Below are 26,077 nucleotides of genomic sequence, written 5' to 3'. Positions count from 1 at the left end.
TCAAAACTCCAACACAGCTTTCTCAATCCAAGATCCGAAATCTAAAATCCAAAACCCTATAAGTTATTCAAAATTCAAAATTTCAGATATTGCAATCCAATTGCCAGCAACTTAATGTATAAAAATTAAAAGTACACTCAACCAATACCATGTAACCAAAAATCTCAAAATCTCGATAAATGACGAAGATTGCAGATAATTCTTGAAATTTATCTGCGTACATCTGCGACAGTTTGCAGTTTAAATTTTATCTTTACAGAATAAAAACTAGGCACGAGTTAAAATCCTTAATAAAACAGTGTACAAACTCAAGAGGATTCCTCATGGCTGTCAAAAAAGGAGACATGGTTCGTGCTGTCCGCGAAAAATTGGAAAACAGTTTAGAAGCACAAGCCAGTGACACGCGCTTTCCTTCCTACTTATTTGAAACCAAGGGAGAAGTCGTCGATCTCAAAGGTGACTATGCCTTGGTGAAATTTGGGAAAGTGCCAACACCCAACATTTGGTTGCGTCTGGATCAACTTGAGGACTTTAAGTAAAGCTATCAGCATCAGCTAGCAGTACATCACTGCTAGCTCGTTGCTGGTGGCTGTGCATCAACCACTAGCAAAAATACCTTAACTATGATGAGCAATTCCCCTTCCTTCTCAAAGATATGTTGTTCGCCTCGCGTCACCGTTATCGGTGCAGGTAAAGTTGGGAGTACCCTAGCCCAACGTATTGCAGAAAAAAATCTGGCAGATGTTGTCTTGCTAGATATCGTCTCAGGAATGCCTCAAGGATTAGCACTAGATTTGATGGAGGCAAGGGGAATTGAACTCCACAACCGACAGATTATTGGCACAAATGACTATGCCGATACTGCTGAGTCTGATGTTGTTGTTATCACGGCAGGTTTTCCCCGCAAACCGGGTATGACTCGAGATGACTTGTTGCTAACAAATGCGAAGATTGTCGTGGAAGCAGCTCAAAAAGCACTTGTGTACTCTCCCCACGCAATATACATAGTTGTGACAAATCCCTTAGATGTGATGGCTTATTTGGCATGGCAAGCAACTGGATTGCCCCGCGATCGCATTTTGGGTATGGCTGGTATCTTAGATTCATCTCGCTTTCAAGCCTTCATTGCTATGGAGTTAGGTGTTTGTCAGCAAGATGTCAAAGCAATGGTTTTGGGGAGTCATGGGGACTTGATGGTTCCTTTTCCCCGTTACTCTACCGTCAACGGCATTCCTATTACAGAATTGTTAGATACAGATACAATTAGACGGTTGGTAGAACGAACCCGTAACGGTGGTGCGGAAATTGTCCAACTCATGCAAACAGGTGGAGCTTTTTTTGCGCCAGCTTCTTCTACCAGCATCATGATCGAATCAATACTGCTCAATCAATCGCGCTTGTTACCAGCTGCGGCATATCTTGAGGGCGAATATAGTTTAAAAGATATTTTTATTGGCGTTCCCTGTCGCTTGGGGCGTAATGGGCTTGAAAGCATCGTAGAGCTGCACTTGACTGATGAAGAAATCAGCGCTTTACACGCTTCCGCACAAGCTGTACGCAAACAAATTGATAGAGCACAAGAGATCTTTGCTGGCGTGAGGAGATAAGGGCTAATTATTGTTACGGAGTTTCCGATCGTACTCAACTTTACCGTAATCTAATTTAACAATCCGATCGGCTAGGTTAAAATAGCGGTCGTCATGAGTGATAACTACTACAGCTTTTCCTTGGTTTTTTAATTCTGGCAAAAGTTGGGTGTAAAAAATCTTTTTGAACAAGGGGTCTTGATCGGAAGCCCATTCATCAAAAACGTAAATTGCCCGATTTTCAAGATAAGCTGTCAACAGAGCAAGACGTTTCCGCTGTCCTTGAGATAGTGCAGTCGTCGAAAAGGCACCATTGTTGACTTTCACTTTATGGTCAAGTTGAAGTTTTTCCAAATATTCTTGGGTTTGCCGATCGCGACTGCCATTATCTAGACCTAAAAGGCGATCGAATAAGTAAAAATCAGAGAAAATTACTGAAAATTGCTGGCGATACCAATCTCGGTTAGCATCAGTGATGGGTTTACCATCAAAATCAATGCTACCTGTTTCAGGTGCGTATAATCCTGTCAGTAATTTTACTAACGTAGATTTACCACTCCCATTGCCTCCCACAACAAACACTAGTTCTCCTGGGTGTAAAGTCAAGTCAATAGGTCCTAGGGTAAAGTGACTGTCTTCTCGTTCTCCTCGATAGCCATGGGAGACGCCAATGAGTTGTAGCGAATTCCATTTAGGTTCGTGAACTGATGAAATTGCTATTTCAGATTCTGTTGTTTGAGCAACCAACGACAGCCCCAAAGAATTAATATTTTCCAGAGCAATATTAGCTCGGAGTAAATCGGGCAAAATATTGAGTAAGGCGCGTACTGGTGTCAGCATGAAAACAATTGTCAGAGCATAACCCGAACGAACAGAAGTTGGAATCGCAAACACAAGAGGCACAATAAAGAGAAGCAACCCAATCAAAATGAAGAGAGCTACCAACCCCCAAGTTCCTCCAATAGCAAATAAATTCATCGCTCTGATTCTATAGCGCCGAAACTGTTCTGCTGTTGTTTGTAAATCCTCATTCAGAAACGCCTGTCGTCTTTGCTGGTGCAACTTGAGTTCTTTGATTCCCTCCGTTACAGTTCGGAAATGCTGAAAGAGATTATCCTGCTCTTTGCGAGCGTATTTGAGGAAATGCCTGCCTTGATAAATGAGATACTGATTGGAAATAATGCCTATTGGCATAAGAATCAGAGTCAGGCAAAACAATGGTAATGACAACCAACTCAAGTAAGCAAAACAACCTAGTAGCAAAGCGGATTGAACGCAGAGTAGAGAGATAGGAACAGAAGCCTCTGCGATCGCCTGAAGATCCTGCGTTAGTGCTGCTAGTAACCGAGGTATACCAATCTCCTCTACTTGACGCAATGAACAAGCCAAAATACGACGAGTCAAAAGTAATCGCAGCTCGTAGATAACCTGTTCTACTAATTGACTGATAAAAATTTGAGACACTGTTGTTGCAATCAGAAGCAAGCCGCAAAGCCCTAGGAAGCTAATAGCAAGAGCAATCTTTGAGAGATTTGTTCCTTGAAGAGTCAAGTTGATGAGTGCAATCAACCCTGTAGTACTCAAACCACTGAGTAACCCGGCAAACACTGAAAAAACAATATTTTGCCACGAGGTCTTTAGTAAAAGACGAATTAGGTTCATGATGAAGATAAATGCTCTTTAGCACGGAAATATCGAAACTAGTTTTAGTTAAATTTTTACTTGTTATATCAGAGCAATATTGAGTTCCGATTCACCTGAATGGATGATAATGACAACCATTAGAACGATGTACCAATCCTAAATAAACGTGAGTTCAATGAAGAAACGTAAAATATTTCTATTGACGCTGTTAGTTGCAGTCGCGATCGCAGTTACCACCACAATCGGTCAAAGCAAGTTTCTGCATGCAGCCCCGTCAGTTGGCAAAGAAACATTAACAATGATTACTTCCCCTGACTACCCACCTTATGAGTATTACGATACCAAGGGTGGTGAAAGGAAAATTGTTGGCTTTGATATTGATGTTGCTAACACAATTGCCAAAGAACTTGGGTTTAAGCTGCGGGTAATGGAGTCGGACTTTAATGGTTTAATTCCCGCCGTTCAAGCAAAACGGGCTGACTTTGTTATGGCTGGAATGACACCTACCCCAGAACGCCGAAAAAATGTTGATTTTTCTATTATCTATTACGAAGCAAAAGATACCATTGTTGCTCCTAAAGGGAGCAATTTAACTAAACCAGAAGACTTATCTAATAAAACAGTAGGCGTTCAACTTGGAACCATCCAAGAGCAAAATGCTAAGAAAATTTCTCAAAAAGTTCTCAATATAAAATTAAAGCAACTCAACAAAGTTCCTGAAGCCATTCAAGAAATTAAATCAAAACGAATTGATGCAGCAATTGTTGAAGATACTGTTGCCAAAGGATTTGCTCAATCTAATCCAGATTTAGAGTTTCATGTCATTCCTTCAGCCGCCGAGGAAACAGGTTCTGCTATTGCCTTCCCAAAAGGTTCTCCCCTCGTAGAACCTTTTAACAAAGTTCTTCAAAAAATGAAGGACAGTGGTGAATTGAAAAAATTGGCAACAAAGTGGTTTTCCTTAAATACAACTACAGAAGTTGCTTCCTCATCAACACCCACAACTTCACAGGGTTTAAATCTAGACTTTGGTAGAATCGCTCCAGATATTCCCTTTATTTTACAAGGGATACCCATTACTTTATTGTTTACTGTATTATCTGTATTCTTGGGTTTGATTTGGGGAACAGTACTCTCTTTGTTTAAGATTTCTGGGATAGAACCACTAGGCTGGTTTGCTAACGCTTATACCTCTATATTTAGAGGCACTCCACTGCTGTTACAGTTAGCATTGGTTTATTATGCAACACCCCAGCTGACTGGTTATGATATACCGGCATTGCAAGCAGGAGTGCTAACTTTTACCCTCAACTCTGGGGCTTATATGTCAGAAACTATTCGCGGTGGAATTCAAGCGGTTGATAAGGGACAGCGTGAAGCAGCAATGTCTATGGGTGTTCCTTATTGGCTGATGATGTGGGATGTTATTTTGCCTCAGGCTTTAAAAAACATTCTCCCTGCGTTGGTGAACGAAACAATAGGATTGTTGAAAGATTCTGCTTTGGTGTCAACTATTGGTGTGGTGGAAATCTTACGCAGTGCTCAAATTATCGGGGCTAATAAGTATATCTATTTTGAACCCCTGCTTTTTGCTGGCTTAATTTACTATGTTTTGGTTATGGGTTTAACTTTTGGCGCATCGGCACTTGAAAGGAGGTTAAGACGAAGTGAGTAACGCTGTTATTCGTACTGAATTTTTGTGTAAATCCTTTGGTAAACTCGACGTACTCAAAGATATTTCCACAGAAATTTATCAAGGTGAAGTAGTTGCTATCTTAGGTCCTTCTGGCTCGGGTAAGTCAACTTTTTTACGCTGCTTGAATTTGCTAGAACGCCCTACTAGAGGCAGAGTTTACTTCAATGAGTATGACATTACCATGCCAAAGGCAAATATCTCTAAAATTCGCCAACGCTTGGTGATGGTGTTTCAACACTTTAATCTTTTTCCTCACATGACAGTCCTGCAAAATGTTACCTACGCCCCAATTAAGGTTAAGGGGATTGACAAACAGGAGGCAAAAACTAAGGGGTTAGAATTACTGACTAAAGTAGGTTTGGCTGAAAAGGCAGATGTTTACCCTGCAAAACTTTCAGGGGGACAGAAACAACGCGTTGCGATCGCCCGCGCCCTAGCGATGGAACCGGAGATGATTCTGTTTGACGAACCCACTTCTGCTTTAGACCCGGAAATGGTGAAAGACGTACTCGACGTGATGAAAGGTTTGGCACAAACGGGTATAACTATGGCAATTGTGACTCATGAAATGGGTTTTGCTAGAGAAGTTGCTAACCGAATTTTGTTCCTTGACCGGGGATACTTGGCTGAAGATGCGACTCCTAGTGAATTTTTCCAGAATCCTCACTGCGATCGGGCTAAGCAATTTTTGGAAAAGATGCTTTAAGTACCACTTACTCGTGACTGGTGACTGGAGGATAGTCTATCTCTGTCACAAGTTATAATTTCCTAATTTTTCTCCTCTTCTTTACTATTCACTGTTTTCTGAATCATCCATGACTTTTTGCATATTTTTTAGATAACTATCACCATAACTTCATAGTCAATTGCTAAACTAATAACAGCAAACATTCAGTTTGCTCCTCACACCACACCGTGGCTCTCTTGTTTGTCAATGGCAAGAGGGCTTTTTTCTATGAGTATTGGGTCAACAAGCACAATGTTGTTAAGCATTTATACTTGCGGGGTGGCAGTCCTTGTCTGTCTTCTATCTACCCTTGCGAGACTTTTGACTCCTAAGAAAAGAAAAGAAAATTTACTTTACTTTATATTCAGAAAATGTAACTATGCCAGTGGTGGACTGTCGTGCCAAAATATAAGAAATATAATATTTTAAAATTTGACATCTATCTAAAGTAAGATAAATTAGTAGTAGACTTTATGACTTAAGATAAGAAACTTCCCAATCATCAAAAGGATATGATGACAGGGAAGTAAATGTATGTTGTTGTCCAACACTAGTGTTGTCATATACCGATAAAATCCTCGACTGCCTGTAGGTAGATCTTGTATAAAATAATTTTTTGAGCCTTGTGAGATCAACTCTACCAATGGCTGTTTTAAGCAGGCAATGGAACAGTGCAAGAATTTTGTATGAGGGAGGCTAGGTGCAGGAATTCGTGCAGTACTGGAGAGAGATCGTCTTTTCGCCACGCCACAACCATTTCTATTTCAAATGTCTCATCCTCTAACACTTTATAAACGACTCCTTTGCGCTGGAGGTTCTGCATGGAAGCAGGAACGATCGCAACACCTACCCCACCGGCGACTAAGCCCAAGACTGTTTGCAACCACACAGCTTCTTGGACGATATTGGGCGTAAAACCAGCAAGCTGACACAAGTTTATGACCTGGTTGTAAAAACCTTGTCTGGTGTGATGTACTGGCAAAATAAAAGATTCTCCTGCTAGTTTATTTAACGGAATTACACGATCTTTTGCCAATGGATGGGTGACGGGTAAAGCTACAATAACTGGCTCTTTTAACACGGATGTATAGTTTAGACGGTCGCAATCGAAATTTTGTGAGTGTAGAAAACCACAGTCGATTTGGTTATCAAGAAGACTTTGAATTTGATTGTAAGAGTCCATTTCGCGTAAAAGAAGTTCTACATTGGGGAAGCGATCGCGAAATTGGGTGAGGATTTCGGGTAAAACACACTGTGTGGCAGAACTATTGAATCCCACTATTAAACGTCCCACTTCACCCCGACTGACTCGTTGTGCGAGTCGGGTTGCTTGTTCGACATGAGAAAGAATCAAGCGTGCTTCTTTTAAGAATTCTTGTCCTGCACTTGTTAATCGCAAGGGACGCTTGCTACGCTCAAATAGTTTAACCCCCAATTCTGCTTCTAAGTCGCCAATCTGTTGACTTAGGGGTGGTTGGGCAATGTGAAGGCGATCGGCGGCGCGAGTAAAATTCAGTTCTTCTGCCACAGTAATGAAATATCTTAAGTGTCGAAGTTCCATAACCGAAACCACTAAACGGTGATTGGTGAACGGATCTCGCCGATCCCCATAGAGAGCAAAGCATCTCCTAATTATATTTATAAGATATAATCTGCCAACTAATTAAATATTGGACATATACTTTTTTTTCTCTTATGGTAAGTAACAAAGAGGTTTAACTTCTCTACTGTTTATAAGTAGAACTTTATGTATAGAGATATCGTAGGTAACAGAGGGGTTCCACCTTCTCTGCTATTTATAAATAAAAATCCTTGTGTAGAGATGATGTATTTTCACTCGGAATTCTCATCCCCCGATTTATTAAGCCATAATGGTTACTATGGGGAATTTGGAGGCAAGTTCATTCCCGAAATTTTGCATGAAACCTTTGAAGATCTAATTGAAGTATATAAAGCTGCACGTGCAGACCCTAAATTCTGGCAAGAATTTACATTTTTGTTATCTAATTACTCTTGCCGTCCTACACCCCTAACTTACGCAGAAAATTTAACAACCTACTTTGCCGGAGCAAAAATTTTTATTAAACGAGAAGATTTAAATCATACAGGAGCACATAAATTAAACAATGTTTTAGGACAAGCCTTGCTTGCCAAAAGAATGGGAAAAACAAGAGTTATTGCCGAAACAAGTGCAGGTCAACACGGGGTAGCAACGGCAACTGTGGCGGCAAAATTTGGATTGGAATGCACAATATACATGGGGGCTATAGATGTTAAACGTCAATATCCTAACGTTTTCTGGATGCAAAGACTTGGGGCTGAAGTTGTCCCAGTGTCTACGGGAAGTCAAACTTACAAAGATGCCATTAATGAGGCGCTAAGGGATTGGTCTGCTTTTATGGATTCGACCTACTACATATTTGGTACGGCTTGCGGTCCTCATCCCTATCCGGAAATGGTGTCTTGGTTTCAGTCCGTTATAGGGGTGGAAACACGACAACAGATTGTACAACAAACTGGAAAATTGCCTTCTGCGGTCTATGCTTGTGTTGGTGGGGGTTCTAACGCTATTGGGATTTTCAGTGGGTTTCTTGATGACAAGAGCGTTCAGTTAATTGGTGTAGAAGCAGGTGGTAGCGGTTTGAATTCGCACAAGCACGCAGCACGTCTGGCTTCAAAAGATGCAACAGTTGGCATATCACAGGGGTATAAAACTTATTTCCTACAAAACAATGACGGACAAATGCAAGAAACCCATTCCATTGCTGCGGGTTTAGACTACGTTGGTGTATCGCCCGTTCTAGCACATCTGTTAGAACTCGGTCGGATTCAAGTTAGTACTGCAACAGATCAAGAGGTTTTAGATACTCTGAAACTTTGCCTCACTAAAGAAGGTCTTATCCCATCTTTGGAGTCTACTCATGCTTTCGTCCAAGCATTTAAGGACGCACCACGGCTTTCTCCGGAAGATTGTATTGTTATTAACCTATCTGGGCGTGGGGATAAAGATATTTTCACCTTGGCAAATGCTTTTGGCGATCGCTCTTGGAAAGAATTCTTAAGCAACAAAATCGATCAATTAAGTTAATCGCTGGAAATTAATAGATTGAAAGAGGAAATAACTCATGAAAACACTATCACTTACCACTAATGTCACCACAACTTTAGAGAAACGTATTGTGGAGACTCGTCAGCAAAAAGATATATTATTAATGTCTCATGTTGTTCTTGGGTATCCTTCTTTTGATAGTAATAGAGTTGCCATTAATTCACTAGTGAATGCAGGTGTTGAACTGATTGAACTGCAATTTCCTTTTTCCGAACCCATAGCAGATGGACCTATTTTGATTAAGGCAAATCAAGAAGCTGTGGCAAATGGAGCAACAGTCCACGAATGTTTTCAGTTTGCCAGAGAAATTACAAAAAAACATCCCCGGACTCTGTTCTTAATCACTACCTACTACAATATCCTGTTTAAGTATGGAGTCAAGAAGTTTATTAAGTCAGCATCTAAAATTGGTATTGCTGGAGCGATCGTACCAGATTTGCCTCCAGAAGAAGCCACTGAATATGTAGAAATTTGTAAAAACAATGATGTAGCTGCTATTTTTCTATTAACACCTAAAACCCGTTATTCAAGAATTCAACAAATTGCAGGAATGGCAAGCGGAATGGTTTATTGTGTTGCGCGTGCGGGAGTGACAGGCGATCGGACTAACTTCTCTGAAGATTTTGACAGTTACATACAAAGAGTTCGAGAAGCAACCAGTTTACCAATAGGGGTTGGTTTTGGAATTCAAACCAAGGAAGACATTGAATATTTAAAAGGGCGAGTTGATATTGCAGTTATTGGTACGCAAGCTGTGAAATTGTTAGTTGAGAAGGGAGCGCAATCACTCGGCGAGTATATGAGAGGCTTGCGAAGCGAGACCGTAAGTTTTATGAAGTTGTAAGTCGCACCGATTATTTCCTTCTGTATCAGACTCTTTTGTCCTTTGTCTTACCTCGATCCTGTGGCTTTGCCTGGGAATGCCTTTCTTGCGAGGCTCCGCCTCCGTGCTGTTAGCTAAAATCGACTGGTCAGATTAGAGCTTTTTCAAGCCCCCGCATTTATGCGTGGGGTTTCTGACTTTGTGTTACGGTATCGTTGTAAAATTTCGATCTTATATATATTTAACAGATATGTCTACCCGTCCTATATACTTAGATTGCCACGCTACCACACCGATTGATGAACGGGTGCTAGCAGCAATGATACCTTACTTTACAGAACACTTTGGCAACCCTTCTAGCATCGGTCATGTTTATGGATGGGAAGCAGAGGCGGCTGTTAAACAAGCACGGGAAATTTTGGCGACAACCATCAACGCCACACCAGAAGAAATTATCTTTACTAGCGGTGCAACAGAAGCAAATAACTTAGCTATCAAAGGTGTTGCAGAAGCTTATTTTCAAAAAGGACAGCATATCATCACTTTAGCAACAGAGCATAGCGCTGTCCTAGATCCTTGCAAGTATTTGAAAACCTTAGGTTTTGAAATCACAATTCTTCCCGTACAAAAGGATGGACTGATTGATTTAACGGAGTTAGAACAAGCTTTTCGTACTGATACAATTCTTGTATCAGTGATGGCTGCTAATAACGAAATTGGCGTGTTGCAGCCGCTAGCAGAAATTGGTGCAATGTGTCGCGATCGCGGTATCCTTTTCCATTCTGATGCAGCACAAGCAATCGGTAAAGTTCCTTTGGATGTGCAAGCAATGAAAATCGATCTGATGTCACTGACAGCACATAAAGTATACGGTCCAAAGGGTATTGGTGCCTTATACGTTCGCCGAAAAAATCCCAGAGTACAACTTGCAGCGCAACAACATGGTGGTGGTCACGAACGGGGAATGCGTTCTGGTACTTTATACACGCCGCAAATTGCAGGTTTTGGTAGAGCCGTAGAAATAGCTTTACAAGAACAAGCGACAGAAACGGAACGTTTGACCCAGCTCAGACAAAGATTGTGGGAACAGCTTTCTCAGATAGAAGGAATTCATTTGAACGGACATCCTACACGGCGATTGGCAGGAAACTTGAACATCAGTGTTGAAGGTGTGGATGGTGCTGCGTTGCAATTGGGATTGCAATCTGTCATGGCGGTGTCTTCTGGTTCGGCTTGTTCTTCAGCAAAGACTGCGCCTTCCCACGTTCTCACAGCACTGGGGAATTCAGAACAGTTAGCTTATGCTTCAGTGCGATTTGGGATAGGAAGATTCAACACGACTGAAGAAATTGATAAAGTGGCACAACATGCGATTTCGACTATTCAAAGTTTGCGGAAACAGAAATTGTTGGTGTAACTGTAACTTTTATGATTTGGGCATGGCACAAGAGCTAAAAATAATTACAATAGGCATCATTCCAATTATTTGTTGCACCTATTGTCACTTGAAAAATCTGCTGTTCTCACCTTTAGAATGAGTTTAACCCCCAATAACCCCTCACAAGCCACAATCAACATGGCAGGAATAACTACCCAATTACCTATTGAAATTCCTAATGACCAAATTGCGGAAATCTGCCAGCGTTACCACATCCGCAAAGTTTCCCTATTCGGTTCCATCCTGCGGGATGATTTCCGCCCTGATAGTGACATTGACATCTTAGTTGAGTTTGAACCCGGATACACCCCAGGTTTTGCCTTCATCGATATTCAGGATGAACTCTCTATGCTGTTAGGGAGAAAAGTTGATCTTAACACTCCCCAAGATATCAGCCGTTACTTCCGAGATCGAGTACTAGCAGAAGCCAAAGTGCAGTATGTCAAAAACTGATAAGGTACGTTTGCGGCATATACTGGATGCAGCAAATCAGGCAATTGCATTCACACAAGGACGTAATCGCGCTGACTTGGATACCGATACTATGCTGGCACTGGCGGTTGTCCGGCTGATTGAGATTTTGGGTGAAGCAGCCAAAAACGTTTCTCAAGGAACTAAAGACAGCATACCTGATATTCCTTGGCGACAAATTGCTGGAACTCGAGATCGGCTGAGCCATGCCTACTTTGATGTTAATCTTGACATCATTTAGGATATTGTGACTCGCGATTTGCCGCCGCTAGTTGCTAAGTTACCAAGAGAATGGGTCTAAAGCCTCGCCCTTCTAGGGCGACTTTATTTGTGTTATAATATTTTGCGTAGAAGTTTTCCACGGAAAATGATTGTTTTAGAATTCAAAGCCAAAGGGAAAACGACTCAATATACTGCCATTGATGAGGCGATTAGGACGGCTCAATTTGTTCGCAATAAGAGTATCCGTTTTTGGATGGATAATCGAGGCGTGGGACAAAAACAAATGTATCGCCTTAGTAAGTCATTGAGAAGCGAATTCCCGTTTGTAAAAGCTTTGAATTCTAGTGCTTGCCAAGCTTCTATTGAACGGGCTTATAGTTCTATTGCTCGTTTTTACGACAACTGCAAAAAGTCTGTTCCGGGTAAAAAGGGATATCCAAAGTTCAAGAAAAATTCTCGCTCAGTGGAGTATAAAACCTCTGGGTGGTCACTTTCCGAGACTAGGAAACAAATAACCTTCACCGACAAAAAAGGTATTGGTACGCTCAAGCTGAAAGGAACATGGGATTTAAACTTCTACCAATTAGAACAGGTAAAACGAGTTAGATTAGTTCGTCGTGCTGATGGGTATTATGTTCAATTTCTGATTAGTGTAGACAACAAATTAGAAACACAACCCACAGGGAAAACCATTGGTTTGGATGTAGGACTTAAAGAATTCTATACCGACAGCAATGGACATAGTGAACCTAACCCAAGGTTTTATCGCACAGGAGAGAAACGTCTAAAATTTAGACAAAAGCGCGTTTCTCGTAAAAAGAAAGGCTCTGCCAACCGTAAGAAAGCTATTAATAAATTAGGGCGAGTACACCTCAAAATAAGTAGGCAACGTGAAGAACACGCCAAGAGACTGGCGCGTTGCGTAATCCAATCTCACGATCTGGTATCCTATGAAGATTTGAGGATTAAAAATTTAGTGAAAAATCACTGTCTCGCTAAATCTATTAATGATGCTGGTTGGTATAAATTCAGAAAATGGTTGGAGTATTTTGGGGTGAAGTTTGGCAGGATAACTGTTGCGGTTAACCCCGCCTACACTTCTCAAGAATGCTTCAGTTGTGGCGCAATAGTCAAAAAATCTCTATCTACAAGAACCCATGTTTGCGAATGCGGCTTTGTCATAGATAGAGACTCGAATGCCGCTATCAATATTCTGAAATTAGCCTTGAGTACCGTAGGGCATACGGGAACTTGGATCTACTATCCGAACGCTTCAGGAGATTCGACCTCTACTCATACTGGAGAAATCCTGTATCAGCAAGTTGGGTCTGTGATTGAAGAATCTTCGCCCTTATAGGGCGGAGAGTGTCAAAGGAAATTCTGTCATCAATGAATGTTGATGATTTCTGAGCTTTTAATATGTTACAGCTTCTAACCCCAAGTTTGAAAGCGTTGATTCGTCAAAAAATTAAAGATGCTCAATCGTTATGGCGGGGTTATGTGTTTTACTACCCTCGCAAACAAGACTCAGAGCCATCTTCTGATTATTGCTATCAATGGAGTGAGATTAGTACTGCAATTAAACAACGTTCTGGTTCTCCCCAAGTCAATGAAAACCGTTTTTGGAATATGCAACTGGCGGCAAAGGGTATTGATGGATTGACTCTGAATCCAGAGCAAATTTTTGACTTTTGGAACCGCGTACCGCGTCCAACTCTTGCCAATGGTTTCCGTGAAGGTCCAACTTTAGTGGGTAATCGATTGATGACTGATGTTGGAGGTGGGTTGTGTCAAATTTCTACGACTTTATTTCAGGCTTTACTATGGGCAAACTGTGAAATTCTAGAACGTCACAATCACTCAATTGATGCTCATGGAGACACTCGTTTTTTTACTTTGGGTCAAGATGCAACTGTAGCTTATGGTTATAAAAACTTAATTGTCAGGAACAACAACCAAGTTTCTTTACGTTTGCAATTGCAGGTGTTAAGTGAAAAGGCTTTGGTTGTAGCAAGTGTTTGGGGAACTGAGCCAAAGCCAGTAGAAGTAAAGGTTTCTTCTCAAGTTTTGGAAACGCTCCCCGCACCTCAGACGAATGGAATGCCTGGTTGGCGGGTAGAAACGCTCCGTTACGCGTGCCAATTGGAAGAGCCAACTACAGGATGGCAAGTTAATTACCGCACATTAGATGTGTATCAGCCTCATGTCAAGCTACAACAAGATTTCAGTCAAATCCCTGCATAATTTTTTTGATGCAGTTCTCTCTCCCTACGAATTGTTACCGGAAGTTGCAGAAGCATTGAAAACGCATTTGGTGGAGGCAAATCTTTGTGGAATGGATTCCCACGGTTTGCAGCAAATTTTTGGTTATGTGAAAAGTTTGCAAAGCGGGCGAATTAACCCAAAACCAAATTTGTCTGTCAATTCAGTACGTCCAACAACGATCCGGATTGATGGCGATCGCGCTCCCGGACAGTACGCAGGTAAAGTCGCAATGGAAAAAGCGATTGAAGTTGCGCGTCAGTATGGGATAGCGGTGGTGGGAGTCAGTAATAGCAATCACTTTGGGATGGCAGGTTATTATACTCGCATGGCAGCAGAAGCAGGTACAATTGGCTTTGCAACTAGCGATACGAGTGCTGTAGACTTAGCTCCCTATGGAGGAACAAAGGCAAAACTGGGTAACAATCCCATTTCTTGGGGAATCCCTACAGGTACATCGCAACCCGTTATTTTAGATATGGCAGCAGGGACAGTAAGCGGTGGTAAAGTTAAGCACTTTGCTTACCAAGGTTTACCGATACCTTTTGGTTGGGGGCTTACGGAAGCAGGAGAACCAACGGATAATCCCAAGCAGGTAGCAGTCAATTTACCAGCATCATACAAAGGTTCTGGTTTGGCATTTGTGGCGGATTTACTCTGCGGTCCTTTGTTAGGTACGGTAGCAGCAATGTTTAAAAATAAAGCAATCCACGATGGTGCGAACGGTACCGGACATTTATTCTGGGTGCTTGATGTGGAAGCGTGGACCGATCGCAATGAGTTTGAGCAACGGGTGCAAAATGCGATCGCTTCTCTCAAAGAAACACCCCGTCTTGACCCCAACCAACCCATCTACTATCCTGGAGAACTAGAAGCCATGACACGCCAAGAGCGATTGTTAACTGGTATTCCAATACCCCAAGCCTTAATTGAGGAATTGACTGCGTTTTTTGGAGAAGAGAGTGTTTCTCCACTCATCCATTAACTCATAACACGGTAAGGCTAAAAGCATACCGAAATGAACGAGATTGAAGACACTTTATTTTTTGTCCTGGAATTTCCTCTCCAAAGTTATACCATTTTGGAGTTTAGATGGGTGGATGCGTGGATTGAGAAAGCTTTACCAGGGCTAAATTTTGCCCAACTACCGTCGCATTCTTTATTTCAAATTGGTATGAGAGAATAACAACAGTTGAGTTTCGCTAATAGTGGACACTTAACTGCACTAGCCCAGTCAACTACTCAGCCCAGTTTTCTACCGTCAAATCTGAAATATTCTCAAAATGCTTGGTGTTAGCTGTAACAAGAAGATAGCCGCATTCGATAGATGAAGCAGCAATCAAAATATCTATAGGAGGAATAAGTAGTCCTTTTGTTCTCAACTCTACATAAATCTTACTAGCAATATTCATGGTCTTTACTGTCAAGGGAAGAATTTCGCTTTCATTAGCAAGCTCTTCAAATTTAGACAGAAGATTTTTTGCGTCCTTATACAATAAGCCACTTTTAATTTCGTAGTAACTTAGAATTGAAAACGTAAGATATTCATAGAATTGACTGTATTCATTAAGTTTAGTGACAACCTCAATCTTCCCTCTAAGGAAATACGAAAGAATATTGGTGTCTAACAATGCTTTTTTCACTGTTCTGAGAGCCTCTGCAAATCGAGTTGTCTATTTGCAGTAACATCCTTCTCCAAGTCTTCTAGAGTACCAGCCATGTCAGCCGCAATTCCTGCAAATCTCATAAAATTTTTCCTTGTACGGGAAGTTTGAGTAGCTTCTTGGGTGACTAGAGAAATCGTAATCTCTACCTCTTTGCCTTTGAATTCAGATAACCCGCTAAGTTCTAGCAAGTCACTCATAATCGTTTTTTTAATCTTCAAAACGTCCATATAGTTTTACCTGTTCGACTGTTGCACATTAGGTATTTTACGCAGTTAACCCTCAGCATATTCTCATGAAAAGGGAACTTGTATGAAACAGGATTTTGAAAGTTAACGCGAACAATCAAGTTATCTCCAAATTCAAATGGGGTTTCTATTATATCACTAGCTGCGTTGTTTAACTGTTGCTAGCAAAATCTCTATAGCCAAAAAGCTTGTAAAATAAGGTTTAGTCAAAAATTGCTCGTGTTTGTTTCATGCAAGTTCAACAATCCATCCGTTCGCCTCTCAACGTGTGCGTTAACAAAAAACGTTACGCTTTCGCCCGTGCAACAAGCATGAAAATCGGATTCAGTAGGGCTAACCCACCCATGACTACCGCCACCTAAATTTTGTCCTAAAATTAAATCACCCTCTCCCATAAGTGTTGGAATCAAGGTGGTTTTTGAGCAAAAACACTCTTGAATTGATTTGTTGTTAGTAATGCGAATCCCAATCTGTGTAGATAGACTGACATCAGGTAGATTAAAGCATGAGATATTCAGATGTATCTTTATACAAAAATGGTATCACATAAAATAACTAACTTTGACTATAAAAAGACTCCAGGCAAGGACAATAGCATGAAAAAAATAAGCCCAGACTAGTCTTTTTATCGAAAGCCTAATACTCCGCTTGATAAGTAAAATGCTTGCCAAGAAAAGCAAAATAGAAATAATACTTATTCCAATAAAAACTAGAATTCTAAAATTATAGTATCCACCTCCTTCAATAATAATAAGCTTCATAAAACTAGCAAAATAAGCTATCAAATGAATACTAAATTGTAAATATGAAATAATTGCAAATACTTGCCTTGCTGTCTTTTGAGAGTTAACTCGATCTTGCTGCTCTTGGTTCATAACTTCGTCTTAAACAAGGAATAAATCCGCTTAAGACCAATTCTATATGAGAGGAAATAGAATTGTATAATAGGGAACAACTAAAGAAAAAAGACCGGAAGCAAACAATGGTAGGGGAAGTCTGAGTTGTTGTTAATTAGCTGCGTTGCTTCATTGTTGACAGCAAAACCTCTATAGCCCTCTCTTTTTGAGGATCTTTACCCTCTGCATACTCTAATGAGAAGGGAACGCTAATATCTGGTGTGACTCCTTTACCTTCTAACCTTTGGTTTTCATCAAGAAATACGTTGGAAACCGCTAAATAAAGGAAACTACCATCATCCATGAGAAAAAGACGACCAGCAACAACTGCGCCTGTTGTTTTAGAACCAACAACAGATCCTATTTTATGTTGCTGAAAAGCATATGCCAGAATTTCCTTACTACTTCTGCTTCCTTCATTAATTATCATGACAACAGGTTTTTTCCATTGAGGAATAAATGTATATTTTCTACCGTCACGAGCAATATTGGTAACACTTGGTCCTGCTTTTGCTGTAAATATGTTGAGATAGCTAATGTCTCCTCCACCCCAGCCATCTCGTAAATCTAAAACTAAACCATCTGCTTCTCGGAGACGACCGTAGATAAGGTCTTCCCGTAGCTGTTCTTGATCTGGATCTGCTGCATTTGACCAGATGTGAACGTAACCAATTTTTTTGCTATCTCGCTCGAACGTTTGGGTACTTGCTTGCTGTGCTGACTTAAACATGGTGGTTGCGTCTAGCAGCTTGGGAATGACGGTAATTTTTTGGCGGCTGTTCGCATTACTGGTTCTTTGAATTAACAACGTGACGTTTTGATCCGCTTTACCAGCAAAAGACTCAATGGGTTTGTAAGGGCGATCGCCTACACTCAGCAATTGGTCGCCCACTTTTAACCCAGCTTTAGCAGCAGGACTACTATCGAGTATAGTGCTGATAAAAGTTTTGCCGTTGATATCTTTGGTAGTTATACCAATGCCACTGTATTCAATCTTACCTTTTGGAAAAAACTTTCTTAACTGCTTTTGAAACTCAGGATTCCCTGCTTGAAAAATACCCAAAAGCTGATAGTAAGCAGGTTCATCTTTTATGTAGAAACGAGTGTGAGATGTTTGCAACTCAGACAGCATTTGATTGATAACTACAGCCAGTTCTTGGCTGGACTTGGTATTTGCTGCGGATGGTTCATACTTTTTCCGCATTGCCTTCCAGTCCACTCCATTAAAATTGGGGTCGTAAAAGTTTTCGTTTACAGTTTGCCAAACTTTTTCAAAAATCTTTACTTGTGGTTGGGCAAGCATTTTGGGTAAGGGAGAAGCAAACCACAAGAGGAGTACAGCTGCAACACTCATTAACATTGCTACAGCTACACTTTTTAACTGAGTCAGCCTCAATCTTATAATTGTGTTGGTTCTGAAGTCGATCATCTCAATGAGTAGACGCGTAGCGACTTATCGTGAGACCATCTTGATGGCTCATTAGTTCCAATCTATTCAAGTTATTTCTTTCTCAAACGATTCACCAATAACTCAACTTCTGGCAGTTTCATAACACTTACTAAAGCTGCAAACACTCCTAATCCGATACTGCTAGCAAGGCTTAATTGCAATAATTGTCTCGCTATTCCTTCGCTACTCCAAAAAACTTCAAAAGCCCAACTTACAAGCCAACAAGTAAGCCCTGCGATTCCGCTCATACCAATTAAACCAAGTATGGGTAAACTCCATTCTCGCAAAGCTAAACCGTTGAGTTGGCGACGCAAGCACCACAATAACATTATTGTTGCTGTTAAATTCACTGCCATGGATGCAAGAACTAAACCGGGTGCTCCAAATGCTTTGACTAGCAAGTAATCGAGTCCTATATTCAGTAAAATATTTATTAAAGTTATGCGAAAAGGTGTTTGCCCATCTTCCAAAGCATAAAAGACTCGCACGAGTACGCTGACAACTACACTGGTGAAAGCTCCCAAACCATAAGCCATGAAAAGAGTTGCAACCAGTTTGGATGCATTGGAGTCAAATGCTTGGCGCTCGTACACAACTCTGACAATTGGTACGGCTAAACTTATCATCAAAGCTCCTAAAGGTAACATGGTGAGGGCTGCGATTGTAATGCTTTGCCGAAGCCGCAGCTTTAACGCCGATCGATCTTCTGGTTTTGTTAATTGGGAAAATACGGTCATAAATGGTATCAATAAGGCACTAGTCAGGATACCTTTGGGAGTTTGGGCAAGTAGCCCAGCATAATTGAGCGCCGCAGCTGCATGAGGAATGTAAGAAGCAAAGAATAAATCTACATAAATGTTAATTTGGGTCATGCTGGAAGATAAGATGGCAGGGGTCATAACTGCGATCGCCTCTTTCACCCCAGGAGAATAAAAGTCAAAGCGCAGGCGTAAAGTCCCCATACCCTCCCGCCACTGTACGATCGATTGAACGAGCCATTGCAAAACAGCACCTGCAAGGGTTCCTCCTGCTAATACCAAGCCTCCTAGCAGGAAAGAGTCAGGTGTATTAGCAAGGGTTCTTTGTTTTAGGGCTAAAAAACCCAACCCAATAATGACAGTCACACTCGATAGCATTGGGCTAATGGAAGGAAGCCAGTAATGTTGGGCTGCATTCAGAGTCCCAAAGCCAATGCCAATAAACCCCGATAAAAGAGCAATGGGAGCCATGATCTGCAATTGACGTGCAGCGAGGTTTCTAACTTGTGGTTCCAAACCAGGGGCTATTAAATTAGTGAAAAAATCTGCAAAAACAATCAAACCAACTGTTACTAAAAGTAAGATGCAGCTTGTGAGGGTGGTGATGGTTTCTACCAAAGGAGCAGCAGTTGATTTTTCTCGCTTAGCTAAAATACTCACTAGAGTACTGTGCAAAGGACCATTGATACCACCAAGCAAGACTAACAAAAATCCGGGGATAATATAGGCATAATTGTATGCATCAGCAACCGGACCAACTCCAAAAACTGCTGCAACACAAGTGGATCGCAGTAACCCAAAGAGTTTGCTAATGAGAGTGGCGATCGCAACAATTCCCGCAATTCCAGCTATTGAGCGCTTCATTTGTTTTGCTTAAACTTTTTTCAACGACTTTTTATTGCTTTTTGCTCTGACAATAGGCTTAGAAATTAAGTATAATCTTATTACTATTATTGAAGTCTATAAGTTATGTCATAAGTTTAAGTTTTTTAAGATTATTAGCTGATATTTCTGCTTTTGATAGTGAAGTATAAATAACTAACTAAAAATATGGAATAATTAACTAAAATCTAGGCCGATCTTTTTTTTGGCTATGACTTCAATTCACATTTTCATCACGTCTATTGGTAATACCCAACTCCCGTCTGAGAAGACTTTATGCAATAAGTATTTTTCCTATTTTGTGTAATTTCACTGATGCTTACTATTTTAAATGTAGCTAATCTAGAATTTAGAATTCCTTCTAATAATAAACCAAACAGTATTCTATTTCTGACATATCTATAAATTTCTATCTAGGTAAGAAAGAAATTATAAGTGTGATAGTAGTAGAGGTACCTACTTTTGTCATTGCCATCACCATTTTACTAGTCATAAATTGGTATTTTTAACAATTCCTTAAAACAATATGCTTTTGCTAATAAGCAAGCCATGATCTTATCTCAGAACAATATAATTTTAGTTGTTGACGATAGCCCAACAAATACAGCATTTTTGTTGGGCATATTGCAACAGTTTTGTTTCAAAGTTGTGATTGCTAATAGTGGTGAAAGTGCTTTAGAACAATTGGTCAATATCTCTCCGAGCCTAATACTATTAGATGTTGTCCTACCAAAAATGAATGGTTTTGAACTGTGCTGTCGTTTGAAAGCATCGGAAGCAACACGTGATATACCGATTATTTTTATGACTTCCCTGTCGAAGGTAGAAGATAAAGTAAGGGGATTAAATTTAGGAGCAGTAGATTATATTACTAAACCTTTACAAAAGGAAGAGGTCTTAGCGCGAGTTAACGTTCACATCAAACTCAAACATTTGCACAAGCAACTAGAAGAAAAAACCAAACAATTAACACTGACTTTACAACAGTTACAAGAATCTCAACTTCAATTAATACAAAAAGAAAAAATGACAACGCTGGGACAATTGATTGCAGGTGTTGCTCATGAAATTAATAATCCTATTGGTTCTATTAGTGCTAATACTATTTATGCATCAACTTATGTTAGAGAACTGGTTCAACATATCCGGCTTTACCAACAAAAAGTTACCGATACTGAAATTCAAAAACATGCTCAAGAGATTGATTTGGAATATATAGTTGAAGATTTACCTAATATTTTAACTTCGATTCAAGGTTGTACGAGCCGAATTAAAGATATCAGTGAATCCTTGAGAAATTTTTCTCGAAATGATACTGAAGTCATGGTTCCTTTTAACATTCATGATGGCTTGGAAAGTACGCTTTTAATCCTCAAACATCGGCTCCAAGCTTATAGTAAGTATCCCAAAATTGATGTTATAAAGAACTATGGAGATTTACCGACAATCGATTGCTTACCAGGGCAATTAAATCAGGTCTTTATGAATTTGTTAGCAAATGCAATTGATGCTTTGAGAGAACCAACTCAGGAACATGACTTACCCGATCTAGAAAATCCACGAATTTGGATTCAAACAAGCTTAAGTGACGATCGCCTAAAGGTTGTTGTTCGTATTAGGGATAACGGAGTCGGTATTTCACCAGAGATTCAGCAGAAGCTTTTTGAATATGCTTTCACAACAAAGCCTGTTGGTAAAGGAACGGGATTGGGATTAGCAATCGCTCATCAAATTGTCGTCGAAAGACATGGCGGTTCTATTGAAGTTAATTCTACTATCGGTCAGGGTTCTGAGTTCGTTATTAAACTACCAGTATAAAAATTTATTACAGCGGGTAATACCCACCATATTGTAAGACTTACAAACATTTTCTGAGCGAGCCCAAAATTTTTACAAACTTTTCTGTAATTCTGTTATTAAGACCAAATTTCTGGGAATTCTAAAATTATGCAGATAAGGTAGATAGTTTTTTGTTTAGACAGGAACTGTTTATCTAGTATTTTATATCCTAATTAGCCTAATGCTACCTTCACTAGATTCTGTTTTAACAACAGCTAATTTAAGCAAATCCATTTTTCATGTAAATGCTGACGATAATCGACAGCGTTTTTTAAGTTTTCCTATTGGCACATATAGGACAAGTTTAATTCCTCTTGAACAAATTACAGAAATTTTACGGATCAATTTAGATGAAGTTTTAAGCGTACCAGAGACGCCTGATAGCATTCTGGGAGTTTACAACTGGCGTGGCGAAATGTTGTGGTTGGTTGACTTGGAGCAGTTGATTGGTGGTACATCTTTATTTGAGCAAGTTCCACTGTCAAAACAGCCAATCGCTATTGTTCTTCAGGCTGATAGTTATTACTTTGGATTGGTTGTGAAATCGGTGAACGAAATTGAACTACACGATATCAACCAATTGTTAGCTGCAAAACCAGGCTCACTTCCCCCGCAATTACTTCCCTTTGTTATTGGATATCTACCTAATGGTTCAACAGTTTTGAACCAAACAGCAATCGCTCAATTTTTTCTGTAAGGATACAACAATTATATTTATCCTTTTCTAGTTTCTGAATTTATCAACTTTGAATATTGAACAGTAATTATGACATCCGAACTAAATTCAATTAAAAATGGCAATGGTAGAACAAATCACAGAACGCGGAAAGCTTCTATGCCTTCCACTACTATTGAAAACAAAGAACAACCGTCTTTTCCTACAGGCAAAGCCGATTTCAATAACTCCATATATACAGAAATGAGTGAGCCGATTTCAGAAAACACGCTGAGCCATTTAAGACAGGAAGTTATGGCGATCGCTCAACAAATGGAGCAAGCATCTAATATAGATGACTTGTGCAAAACTACAGTCACGTCCATACGTTCCATACTAGCAGCCGATCGGGTAGTGATTTACCAATTTGATAGCGCAGAAGAAGGCTTTGTCGTAAAAGAGTCTGTCGGACGAGGCTTTACACCAGGAATGCGGGACTCAATGCCATTAGTCATCTTTGGATTCGATCGCACCAGCGACTACGAACAACAATCAGTTATTAGCTTTGAGAACATTGAAACCGCACAGTTGACCCCAGATCAGCGGAAGCTTTGGGGACAATTCCAGATCAAAGCCAGCTTAAATTTACCACTACAACTTAATGGTACAGTCTGGGGAGTCTTAGCCGTACAGCAATGCTCCGAACCGCGAATTTGGAAAGAAACAGAAATTATCACGTTACAACAACTCGCACACAAGTTTTTGATTTGTTTTCAACCCGCTCAATTTCAGAAATTACTGGAACAAGCAAAAGAACAAGAACAACTTGTTGCTCGCATTACCCAGAAAATTAATCAGTCACTGAATCTTGATAATCTCTTACGCCTCGGTACAGCAGAAATTCGTAGCTTTTTGAAGTGCGATCGCGTAGGTGTTTATCGCTTCAATGAGGATTGGACTGGAGAGTTTATTGCCGAGTCCGTCGGTGCAGGTTGGATATCAATAGTAGATGAGCAAAGCCGCGATAATCGCTTAAAAGGAAAATTGACAGAGTACTCACATTGCAACGTGAAAAGTCTTTCACCTGTCACACCATCCAATCCAGATACTTATTTAAGAGATACCAAAGGGGGTAAATATACTCGTGGAGAACGATTTACGCAAGTCAATGACATTTACGCAATGGGCTATTCCCCTTGTTATCTTGAGGTGCTGGAGAAATACCAATGCCGTGCGTATATAGTTGTACCGCTCTTTGTCGATGGTAGACTGTGGGGATTGCTATCGGCATATCAGAACTCAAATATTCGTATTTGGCAAGAGTGGGAAATTAATTTTATGCTGCAGCTGAGTTTACCTCTGAGTATGGCCGTACAGCAGATGGAAGCTCAATTGAAAATTGAGGAATCCTCCCGACAAATTGCAAAATCTGCAGCTCGCGAACAAGCGTTAGCTCGTATCACTACCCGTCTGTCTCGTACAATGGATTTAGAAGCAATTTTCCGGCTTTCGGGACAGGGGAGGGAAAATCTGGCGGGGGAGCGCATTGAAACAATTTTTAAGATTGCGACTCAAGAAACCAGACAAATGCTTAATTGTAGCCGAGTCGCACTGTACCAGTTTCATCCAAATTGGAGCGGGCGGTTTGTCGCGGAATCAACTGCAAGTGGTTGGAATCGGTTGTTAGAAATTATCCCTATCATAGAAGATACTTTTTTGCAAGAAACTCAAGGTGGTCGGTATAAAGATAATGATACCCTTGTCGTCAATGATATTTATACGACAGGACACGCTTCTTGCCATGTTGAACTCTTGGAACAGATGGAAGCTAGAGCATACATGATTGTGCCAGTCTTTGCAGGAGATTTACTCTGGGGCTTACTTGGTGCATATCAAAACGACAAACCAAGGGTGTGGGAAAAAGGGGAATTGAGTTCTTTGATTCAAGTTGGTATCCAAGTCGGGATTGCCTTAAAGCAGGTAAAATACTTGGAAGAGGTGCGGCAACAGTCCGAGCGTCTTGCTAAACTCGCAGAGCGGGAAACTAATTTCGTTCAATTTATCTTTAAAATCGGGCAAAGGATTGTTGAACGCTTGCAGCAAAAAAATTTCAACCCTGACTCGCTTTTCCGTTCCATTACTCAGGAATTGCGTCAACTCCTGAATGTCGATCGCGTCGCCATTTACCACTTTAACCCTGACTGGAGTGGAGAATTTATTGTTGAAGATGTCGGTAGTGGGTACCTCAAGTTAGCTGGAACGGATATGGCGGTCATTGTTGACCCCGTTCTGCAAGAAAGTTCTGGTGGTCGCTATCGGAAGAATGAGCCAAGCGCGATCGACGATATCAATCTATCCGCCGACCTGACTTTTGGAAGGGAAACGTTAGAGCAATGGGGGGCAAAAGCTTACATTGCAGCGCCACTGTTTAAAGGCGAACAACAGCTTTGGGGTTTGCTGTTAACTTATCAAAATAATGCACCTCGCCATTGGGAAGAAGGTGAGGTAAATTTACTGATCCAGGTAGCAACACAGTTGGGTATTGTGCTACAGCAGTCAGAATACTTAGAGCAACTAGAAATTCAGTCTCAACAACTGAGTGAAGCCGCCCAAAGAGAGAAGCAAGCCAATGAAGCATTGCAACAGGAAGTAGCACAATTGCTGTCTGCGGTACAACCAGCCCTTCAAGGCGATTTAACTGTTCGCGCTCCGGTTGCAGGTGATGAAGTGGGCAAAATTGCTGATACTTACAACAACACTTTAGAAAACCTGCGAAAGTTAGTGATGCAAGTACAGCAAGCGTCTCAAGCAGTGGCAAGTACTTCACAAAATAGCGAATCATCTATTGTTGAGCTTGCCAATCAAGCACAACAACAGTTTCAAGCGCTTTCGCAAGCAGCTACACAAATTCAAGAAATGGTGGCTTCCACGGAAGCAGTTGCAACTAGCGCCAGACAAGTTGAAGAGGCAGTTCAAAAGACAAATCAAACTGTGAAAGAGGGTGAAACTGCCATGAATAAGACCGTAGACGGTATCACCGCAATTCGAGAAACAGTGGCAGAAACAAGCAAACGTATCAGGCGTTTAAGTGAATCCGGTCAAAAAGTTTCTCGCGTTGTCAGTTTAATCAGTAGTTTTACTACCCAAACACAAATACTGGCACTGAATGCTGCGATTGAAGCGACCAAAGCAGGGGAACACGGGCGGGGGTTTGCAGTAGTCGCTGATGAAGTTCGTTCGCTAGCCGGACAATCCGCAGAAGCAACGGCTGAAATTGAGGAACTGGTACAAGAAATTCAAGCAGGTACTGCTGAAGTGGCTGCCGCAATGGATACAGGTATTCAGCAGGTTGTTGAAGGAACAAAGTTAGTCACAGAAGTCAGACAGCAATTAAACGCGATTGTTGGCGCAACAACTCAGATCAGTGAACTGGTAGAACGCATTACTCAAACAACTCAGGTACAGAACCAACAGTCGCAATCAATTACCCAAGCCATGACTGATGTAGCTGCGATCGCTAACAAGACTTCTGCTGATTCTATTAAACTCTCTGCTTGTTTTAAGGAACTGCTAGCAATGGCACAAGACTTACAACGCAGTGCGAGTCAGTTTAAAGTAGCCCGCACTTCTTTAAACGAACAGGTTGTGGCTAATGGCTAATGGCTAATGGCTAATGGCTGATGGCTAATGGCTAATGGCTAATGGCT

At 40.8% G+C, this 26,077-nt stretch carries 24 protein-coding genes; 16 read left to right on the top strand and 8 right to left on the bottom strand.

Annotation, left to right across the window (positions count from 1 at the left end; translation table 11 throughout):
• Positions 1–323: 323 nt before the first annotated feature.
• Together ndhO and mdh are read left to right on the top strand one after the other, a co-directional pair.
• Positions 324–539 (top strand): NAD(P)H-quinone oxidoreductase subunit O, encoded by a 216-nt coding sequence (gene ndhO / locus AB0756_RS35985; RefSeq protein WP_038078414.1) that lies wholly within the window; start codon positions 324–326, stop codon positions 537–539.
• Positions 540–626: 87 nt separating this feature from the next.
• The gene (gene mdh, locus AB0756_RS35980; protein ID WP_038078449.1) at positions 627–1,607 is read left to right on the top strand and encodes a malate dehydrogenase; all 981 of its coding nucleotides are present in this window, start codon (positions 627–629) and stop codon (positions 1,605–1,607) included.
• Positions 1,608–1,610: 3 nt separating this feature from the next.
• Here the strand turns inward: mdh and AB0756_RS35975 are convergent, their stop codons facing one another.
• Positions 1,611–3,248, bottom strand: a complete 1,638-nt coding sequence (locus AB0756_RS35975) for a cyclic peptide export ABC transporter (protein ID WP_038078416.1) — start codon at positions 3,246–3,248, stop codon at positions 1,611–1,613.
• Between the two features lie 157 nt (positions 3,249–3,405).
• On the opposite strand from AB0756_RS35975, the gene AB0756_RS35970 reads away from it, so the two are divergent.
• Positions 3,406–4,905 (top strand): ABC transporter permease subunit, encoded by a 1,500-nt coding sequence (locus tag AB0756_RS35970; protein WP_038078417.1) that lies wholly within the window; start codon positions 3,406–3,408, stop codon positions 4,903–4,905.
• A complete protein-coding gene (locus AB0756_RS35965; protein WP_038078419.1) occupies positions 4,898–5,632 on the top strand; it encodes an amino acid ABC transporter ATP-binding protein in 735 nt (244 codons plus the stop codon). Before AB0756_RS35970 ends, AB0756_RS35965 begins: the two co-directional genes overlap by 8 nt.
• 673 nt (positions 5,633–6,305) lie before the next feature.
• On the opposite strand, the gene AB0756_RS35960 is transcribed toward AB0756_RS35965, so the two are convergent.
• On the bottom strand, positions 6,306–7,214 hold the full coding sequence (locus tag AB0756_RS35960) for a LysR substrate-binding domain-containing protein (protein ID WP_038078421.1): 909 nt from the start codon (positions 7,212–7,214) through the stop codon (positions 6,306–6,308).
• Positions 7,215–7,400: 186 nt separating this feature from the next.
• On the opposite strand from AB0756_RS35960, the gene trpB reads away from it, so the two are divergent.
• From trpB to AB0756_RS35915, 9 genes are all read left to right on the top strand, one after another.
• Positions 7,401–8,741, top strand: a complete 1,341-nt coding sequence (gene trpB / locus AB0756_RS35955) for a tryptophan synthase subunit beta (RefSeq protein WP_038078423.1) — start codon at positions 7,401–7,403, stop codon at positions 8,739–8,741.
• Positions 8,742–8,778: 37 nt separating this feature from the next.
• Positions 8,779–9,606 carry a tryptophan synthase subunit alpha gene (trpA, locus tag AB0756_RS35950; RefSeq protein ID WP_050045287.1) on the top strand — a complete coding sequence of 276 codons (828 nt, stop codon included), beginning with the start codon at positions 8,779–8,781 and terminating at the stop codon, positions 9,604–9,606.
• Between the two features lie 229 nt (positions 9,607–9,835).
• Positions 9,836–11,002 carry a cysteine desulfurase family protein gene (locus tag AB0756_RS35945; protein WP_038078426.1) on the top strand — a complete coding sequence of 389 codons (1,167 nt, stop codon included), beginning with the start codon at positions 9,836–9,838 and terminating at the stop codon, positions 11,000–11,002.
• A 117-nt stretch (positions 11,003–11,119) separates the two neighbouring features.
• A complete protein-coding gene (locus AB0756_RS35940; RefSeq protein WP_237265926.1) occupies positions 11,120–11,476 on the top strand; it encodes a nucleotidyltransferase family protein in 357 nt (118 codons plus the stop codon).
• Positions 11,463–11,735 carry a HepT-like ribonuclease domain-containing protein gene (locus tag AB0756_RS35935; protein ID WP_050045286.1) on the top strand — a complete coding sequence of 91 codons (273 nt, stop codon included), beginning with the start codon at positions 11,463–11,465 and terminating at the stop codon, positions 11,733–11,735. Before AB0756_RS35940 ends, AB0756_RS35935 begins: the two co-directional genes overlap by 14 nt.
• A 126-nt stretch (positions 11,736–11,861) precedes the next feature.
• The gene (locus AB0756_RS35930; RefSeq protein WP_038080764.1) at positions 11,862–13,073 is read left to right on the top strand and encodes an RNA-guided endonuclease InsQ/TnpB family protein; all 1,212 of its coding nucleotides are present in this window, start codon (positions 11,862–11,864) and stop codon (positions 13,071–13,073) included.
• 62 nt (positions 13,074–13,135) lie between these two features.
• Entirely contained in the window at positions 13,136–13,960 is an 825-nt protein-coding gene (locus AB0756_RS35925; protein ID WP_038078430.1) for a VanW family protein, read from the top strand.
• On the top strand, positions 13,920–14,963 hold the full coding sequence (locus tag AB0756_RS35920) for an Ldh family oxidoreductase (RefSeq protein WP_038078433.1): 1,044 nt from the start codon (positions 13,920–13,922) through the stop codon (positions 14,961–14,963). The genes AB0756_RS35925 and AB0756_RS35920 overlap by 41 nt, the downstream gene beginning before the upstream one ends.
• 33 nt (positions 14,964–14,996) lie before the next feature.
• Complete coding sequence (locus AB0756_RS35915; RefSeq protein WP_153021556.1) at positions 14,997–15,164, top strand: hypothetical protein; 168 nt, start codon at positions 14,997–14,999, stop codon at positions 15,162–15,164.
• A 52-nt stretch (positions 15,165–15,216) separates the two neighbouring features.
• On the opposite strand, the gene AB0756_RS35910 is transcribed toward AB0756_RS35915, so the two are convergent.
• The 6 genes from AB0756_RS35910 to murJ form a co-directional block, all read right to left on the bottom strand.
• The gene (locus AB0756_RS35910) at positions 15,217–15,621 is read right to left on the bottom strand and encodes a type II toxin-antitoxin system VapC family toxin (RefSeq protein WP_038078437.1); all 405 of its coding nucleotides are present in this window, start codon (positions 15,619–15,621) and stop codon (positions 15,217–15,219) included.
• Positions 15,618–15,872 carry a hypothetical protein gene (locus tag AB0756_RS35905; RefSeq protein ID WP_038078439.1) on the bottom strand — a complete coding sequence of 85 codons (255 nt, stop codon included), beginning with the start codon at positions 15,870–15,872 and terminating at the stop codon, positions 15,618–15,620. The genes AB0756_RS35910 and AB0756_RS35905 overlap by 4 nt, the downstream gene beginning before the upstream one ends.
• 224 nt (positions 15,873–16,096) lie before the next feature.
• Complete coding sequence (locus tag AB0756_RS35900) at positions 16,097–16,300, bottom strand: hypothetical protein (protein ID WP_202048639.1); 204 nt, start codon at positions 16,298–16,300, stop codon at positions 16,097–16,099.
• A 132-nt stretch (positions 16,301–16,432) separates the two neighbouring features.
• Positions 16,433–16,765, bottom strand: coding sequence for a hypothetical protein (locus AB0756_RS35895; protein WP_038078440.1), 333 nt, complete (start codon positions 16,763–16,765; stop codon positions 16,433–16,435).
• Positions 16,766–16,901: 136 nt separating this feature from the next.
• Entirely contained in the window at positions 16,902–18,140 is a 1,239-nt protein-coding gene (locus tag AB0756_RS35890; protein ID WP_202048640.1) for a S41 family peptidase, read from the bottom strand.
• A 146-nt stretch (positions 18,141–18,286) separates the two neighbouring features.
• Positions 18,287–19,858, bottom strand: a complete 1,572-nt coding sequence (murJ, locus tag AB0756_RS35885) for a murein biosynthesis integral membrane protein MurJ (RefSeq protein ID WP_038078442.1) — start codon at positions 19,856–19,858, stop codon at positions 18,287–18,289.
• A 567-nt stretch (positions 19,859–20,425) separates the two neighbouring features.
• Between murJ and AB0756_RS35880 the strand changes: the two genes are divergently transcribed.
• From AB0756_RS35880 to AB0756_RS35870, 3 genes are all read left to right on the top strand, one after another.
• Positions 20,426–21,694, top strand: a complete 1,269-nt coding sequence (locus tag AB0756_RS35880) for a hybrid sensor histidine kinase/response regulator (protein WP_167844733.1) — start codon at positions 20,426–20,428, stop codon at positions 21,692–21,694.
• Positions 21,695–21,896: 202 nt separating this feature from the next.
• Complete coding sequence (locus AB0756_RS35875; RefSeq protein WP_038078444.1) at positions 21,897–22,412, top strand: chemotaxis protein CheW; 516 nt, start codon at positions 21,897–21,899, stop codon at positions 22,410–22,412.
• Between the two features lie 69 nt (positions 22,413–22,481).
• Positions 22,482–26,030, top strand: a complete 3,549-nt coding sequence (locus tag AB0756_RS35870) for a GAF domain-containing protein (RefSeq protein ID WP_050045284.1) — start codon at positions 22,482–22,484, stop codon at positions 26,028–26,030.
• Positions 26,031–26,077 lie beyond the last annotated feature (47 nt).

This window comes from Tolypothrix campylonemoides VB511288_2 (assembly GCF_045999855.1).
GTDB lineage: Bacteria > Cyanobacteriota > Cyanobacteriia > Cyanobacteriales > Nostocaceae > Scytonema > Scytonema bouteillei_A.
This window is presented reverse-complemented; position numbering and strand designations above follow the sequence as displayed.

Coding starts and splice junctions, on each gene's coding strand:
- ndhO (WP_038078414.1), top strand. CDS start 324: ATGGCTGTCAAAAAAGGAGACATGGTTCGTGCTGTCCGCGAAAAATTG.
- mdh (WP_038078449.1), top strand. CDS start 627: ATGAGCAATTCCCCTTCCTTCTCAAAGATATGTTGTTCGCCTCGCGTC.
- AB0756_RS35975 (WP_038078416.1), bottom strand. CDS start 3,248: ATGAACCTAATTCGTCTTTTACTAAAGACCTCGTGGCAAAATATTGTT.
- AB0756_RS35970 (WP_038078417.1), top strand. CDS start 3,406: ATGAAGAAACGTAAAATATTTCTATTGACGCTGTTAGTTGCAGTCGCG.
- AB0756_RS35960 (WP_038078421.1), bottom strand. CDS start 7,214: ATGGAACTTCGACACTTAAGATATTTCATTACTGTGGCAGAAGAACTG.
- trpB (WP_038078423.1), top strand. CDS start 7,401: ATGTATAGAGATATCGTAGGTAACAGAGGGGTTCCACCTTCTCTGCTA.
- trpA (WP_050045287.1), top strand. CDS start 8,779: ATGAAAACACTATCACTTACCACTAATGTCACCACAACTTTAGAGAAA.
- AB0756_RS35945 (WP_038078426.1), top strand. CDS start 9,836: ATGTCTACCCGTCCTATATACTTAGATTGCCACGCTACCACACCGATT.
- AB0756_RS35940 (WP_237265926.1), top strand. CDS start 11,120: ATGAGTTTAACCCCCAATAACCCCTCACAAGCCACAATCAACATGGCA.
- AB0756_RS35935 (WP_050045286.1), top strand. CDS start 11,463: ATGTCAAAAACTGATAAGGTACGTTTGCGGCATATACTGGATGCAGCA.
- AB0756_RS35930 (WP_038080764.1), top strand. CDS start 11,862: ATGATTGTTTTAGAATTCAAAGCCAAAGGGAAAACGACTCAATATACT.
- AB0756_RS35925 (WP_038078430.1), top strand. CDS start 13,136: ATGTTACAGCTTCTAACCCCAAGTTTGAAAGCGTTGATTCGTCAAAAA.
- AB0756_RS35920 (WP_038078433.1), top strand. CDS start 13,920: ATGTCAAGCTACAACAAGATTTCAGTCAAATCCCTGCATAATTTTTTT.
- AB0756_RS35915 (WP_153021556.1), top strand. CDS start 14,997: ATGAACGAGATTGAAGACACTTTATTTTTTGTCCTGGAATTTCCTCTC.
- AB0756_RS35905 (WP_038078439.1), bottom strand. CDS start 15,872: ATGGACGTTTTGAAGATTAAAAAAACGATTATGAGTGACTTGCTAGAA.
- AB0756_RS35895 (WP_038078440.1), bottom strand. CDS start 16,765: ATGAACCAAGAGCAGCAAGATCGAGTTAACTCTCAAAAGACAGCAAGG.
- AB0756_RS35890 (WP_202048640.1), bottom strand. CDS start 18,140: ATGAGTGTTGCAGCTGTACTCCTCTTGTGGTTTGCTTCTCCCTTACCC.
- murJ (WP_038078442.1), bottom strand. CDS start 19,858: ATGAAGCGCTCAATAGCTGGAATTGCGGGAATTGTTGCGATCGCCACT.
- AB0756_RS35880 (WP_167844733.1), top strand. CDS start 20,426: ATGATCTTATCTCAGAACAATATAATTTTAGTTGTTGACGATAGCCCA.
- AB0756_RS35875 (WP_038078444.1), top strand. CDS start 21,897: ATGCTACCTTCACTAGATTCTGTTTTAACAACAGCTAATTTAAGCAAA.
- AB0756_RS35870 (WP_050045284.1), top strand. CDS start 22,482: ATGACATCCGAACTAAATTCAATTAAAAATGGCAATGGTAGAACAAAT.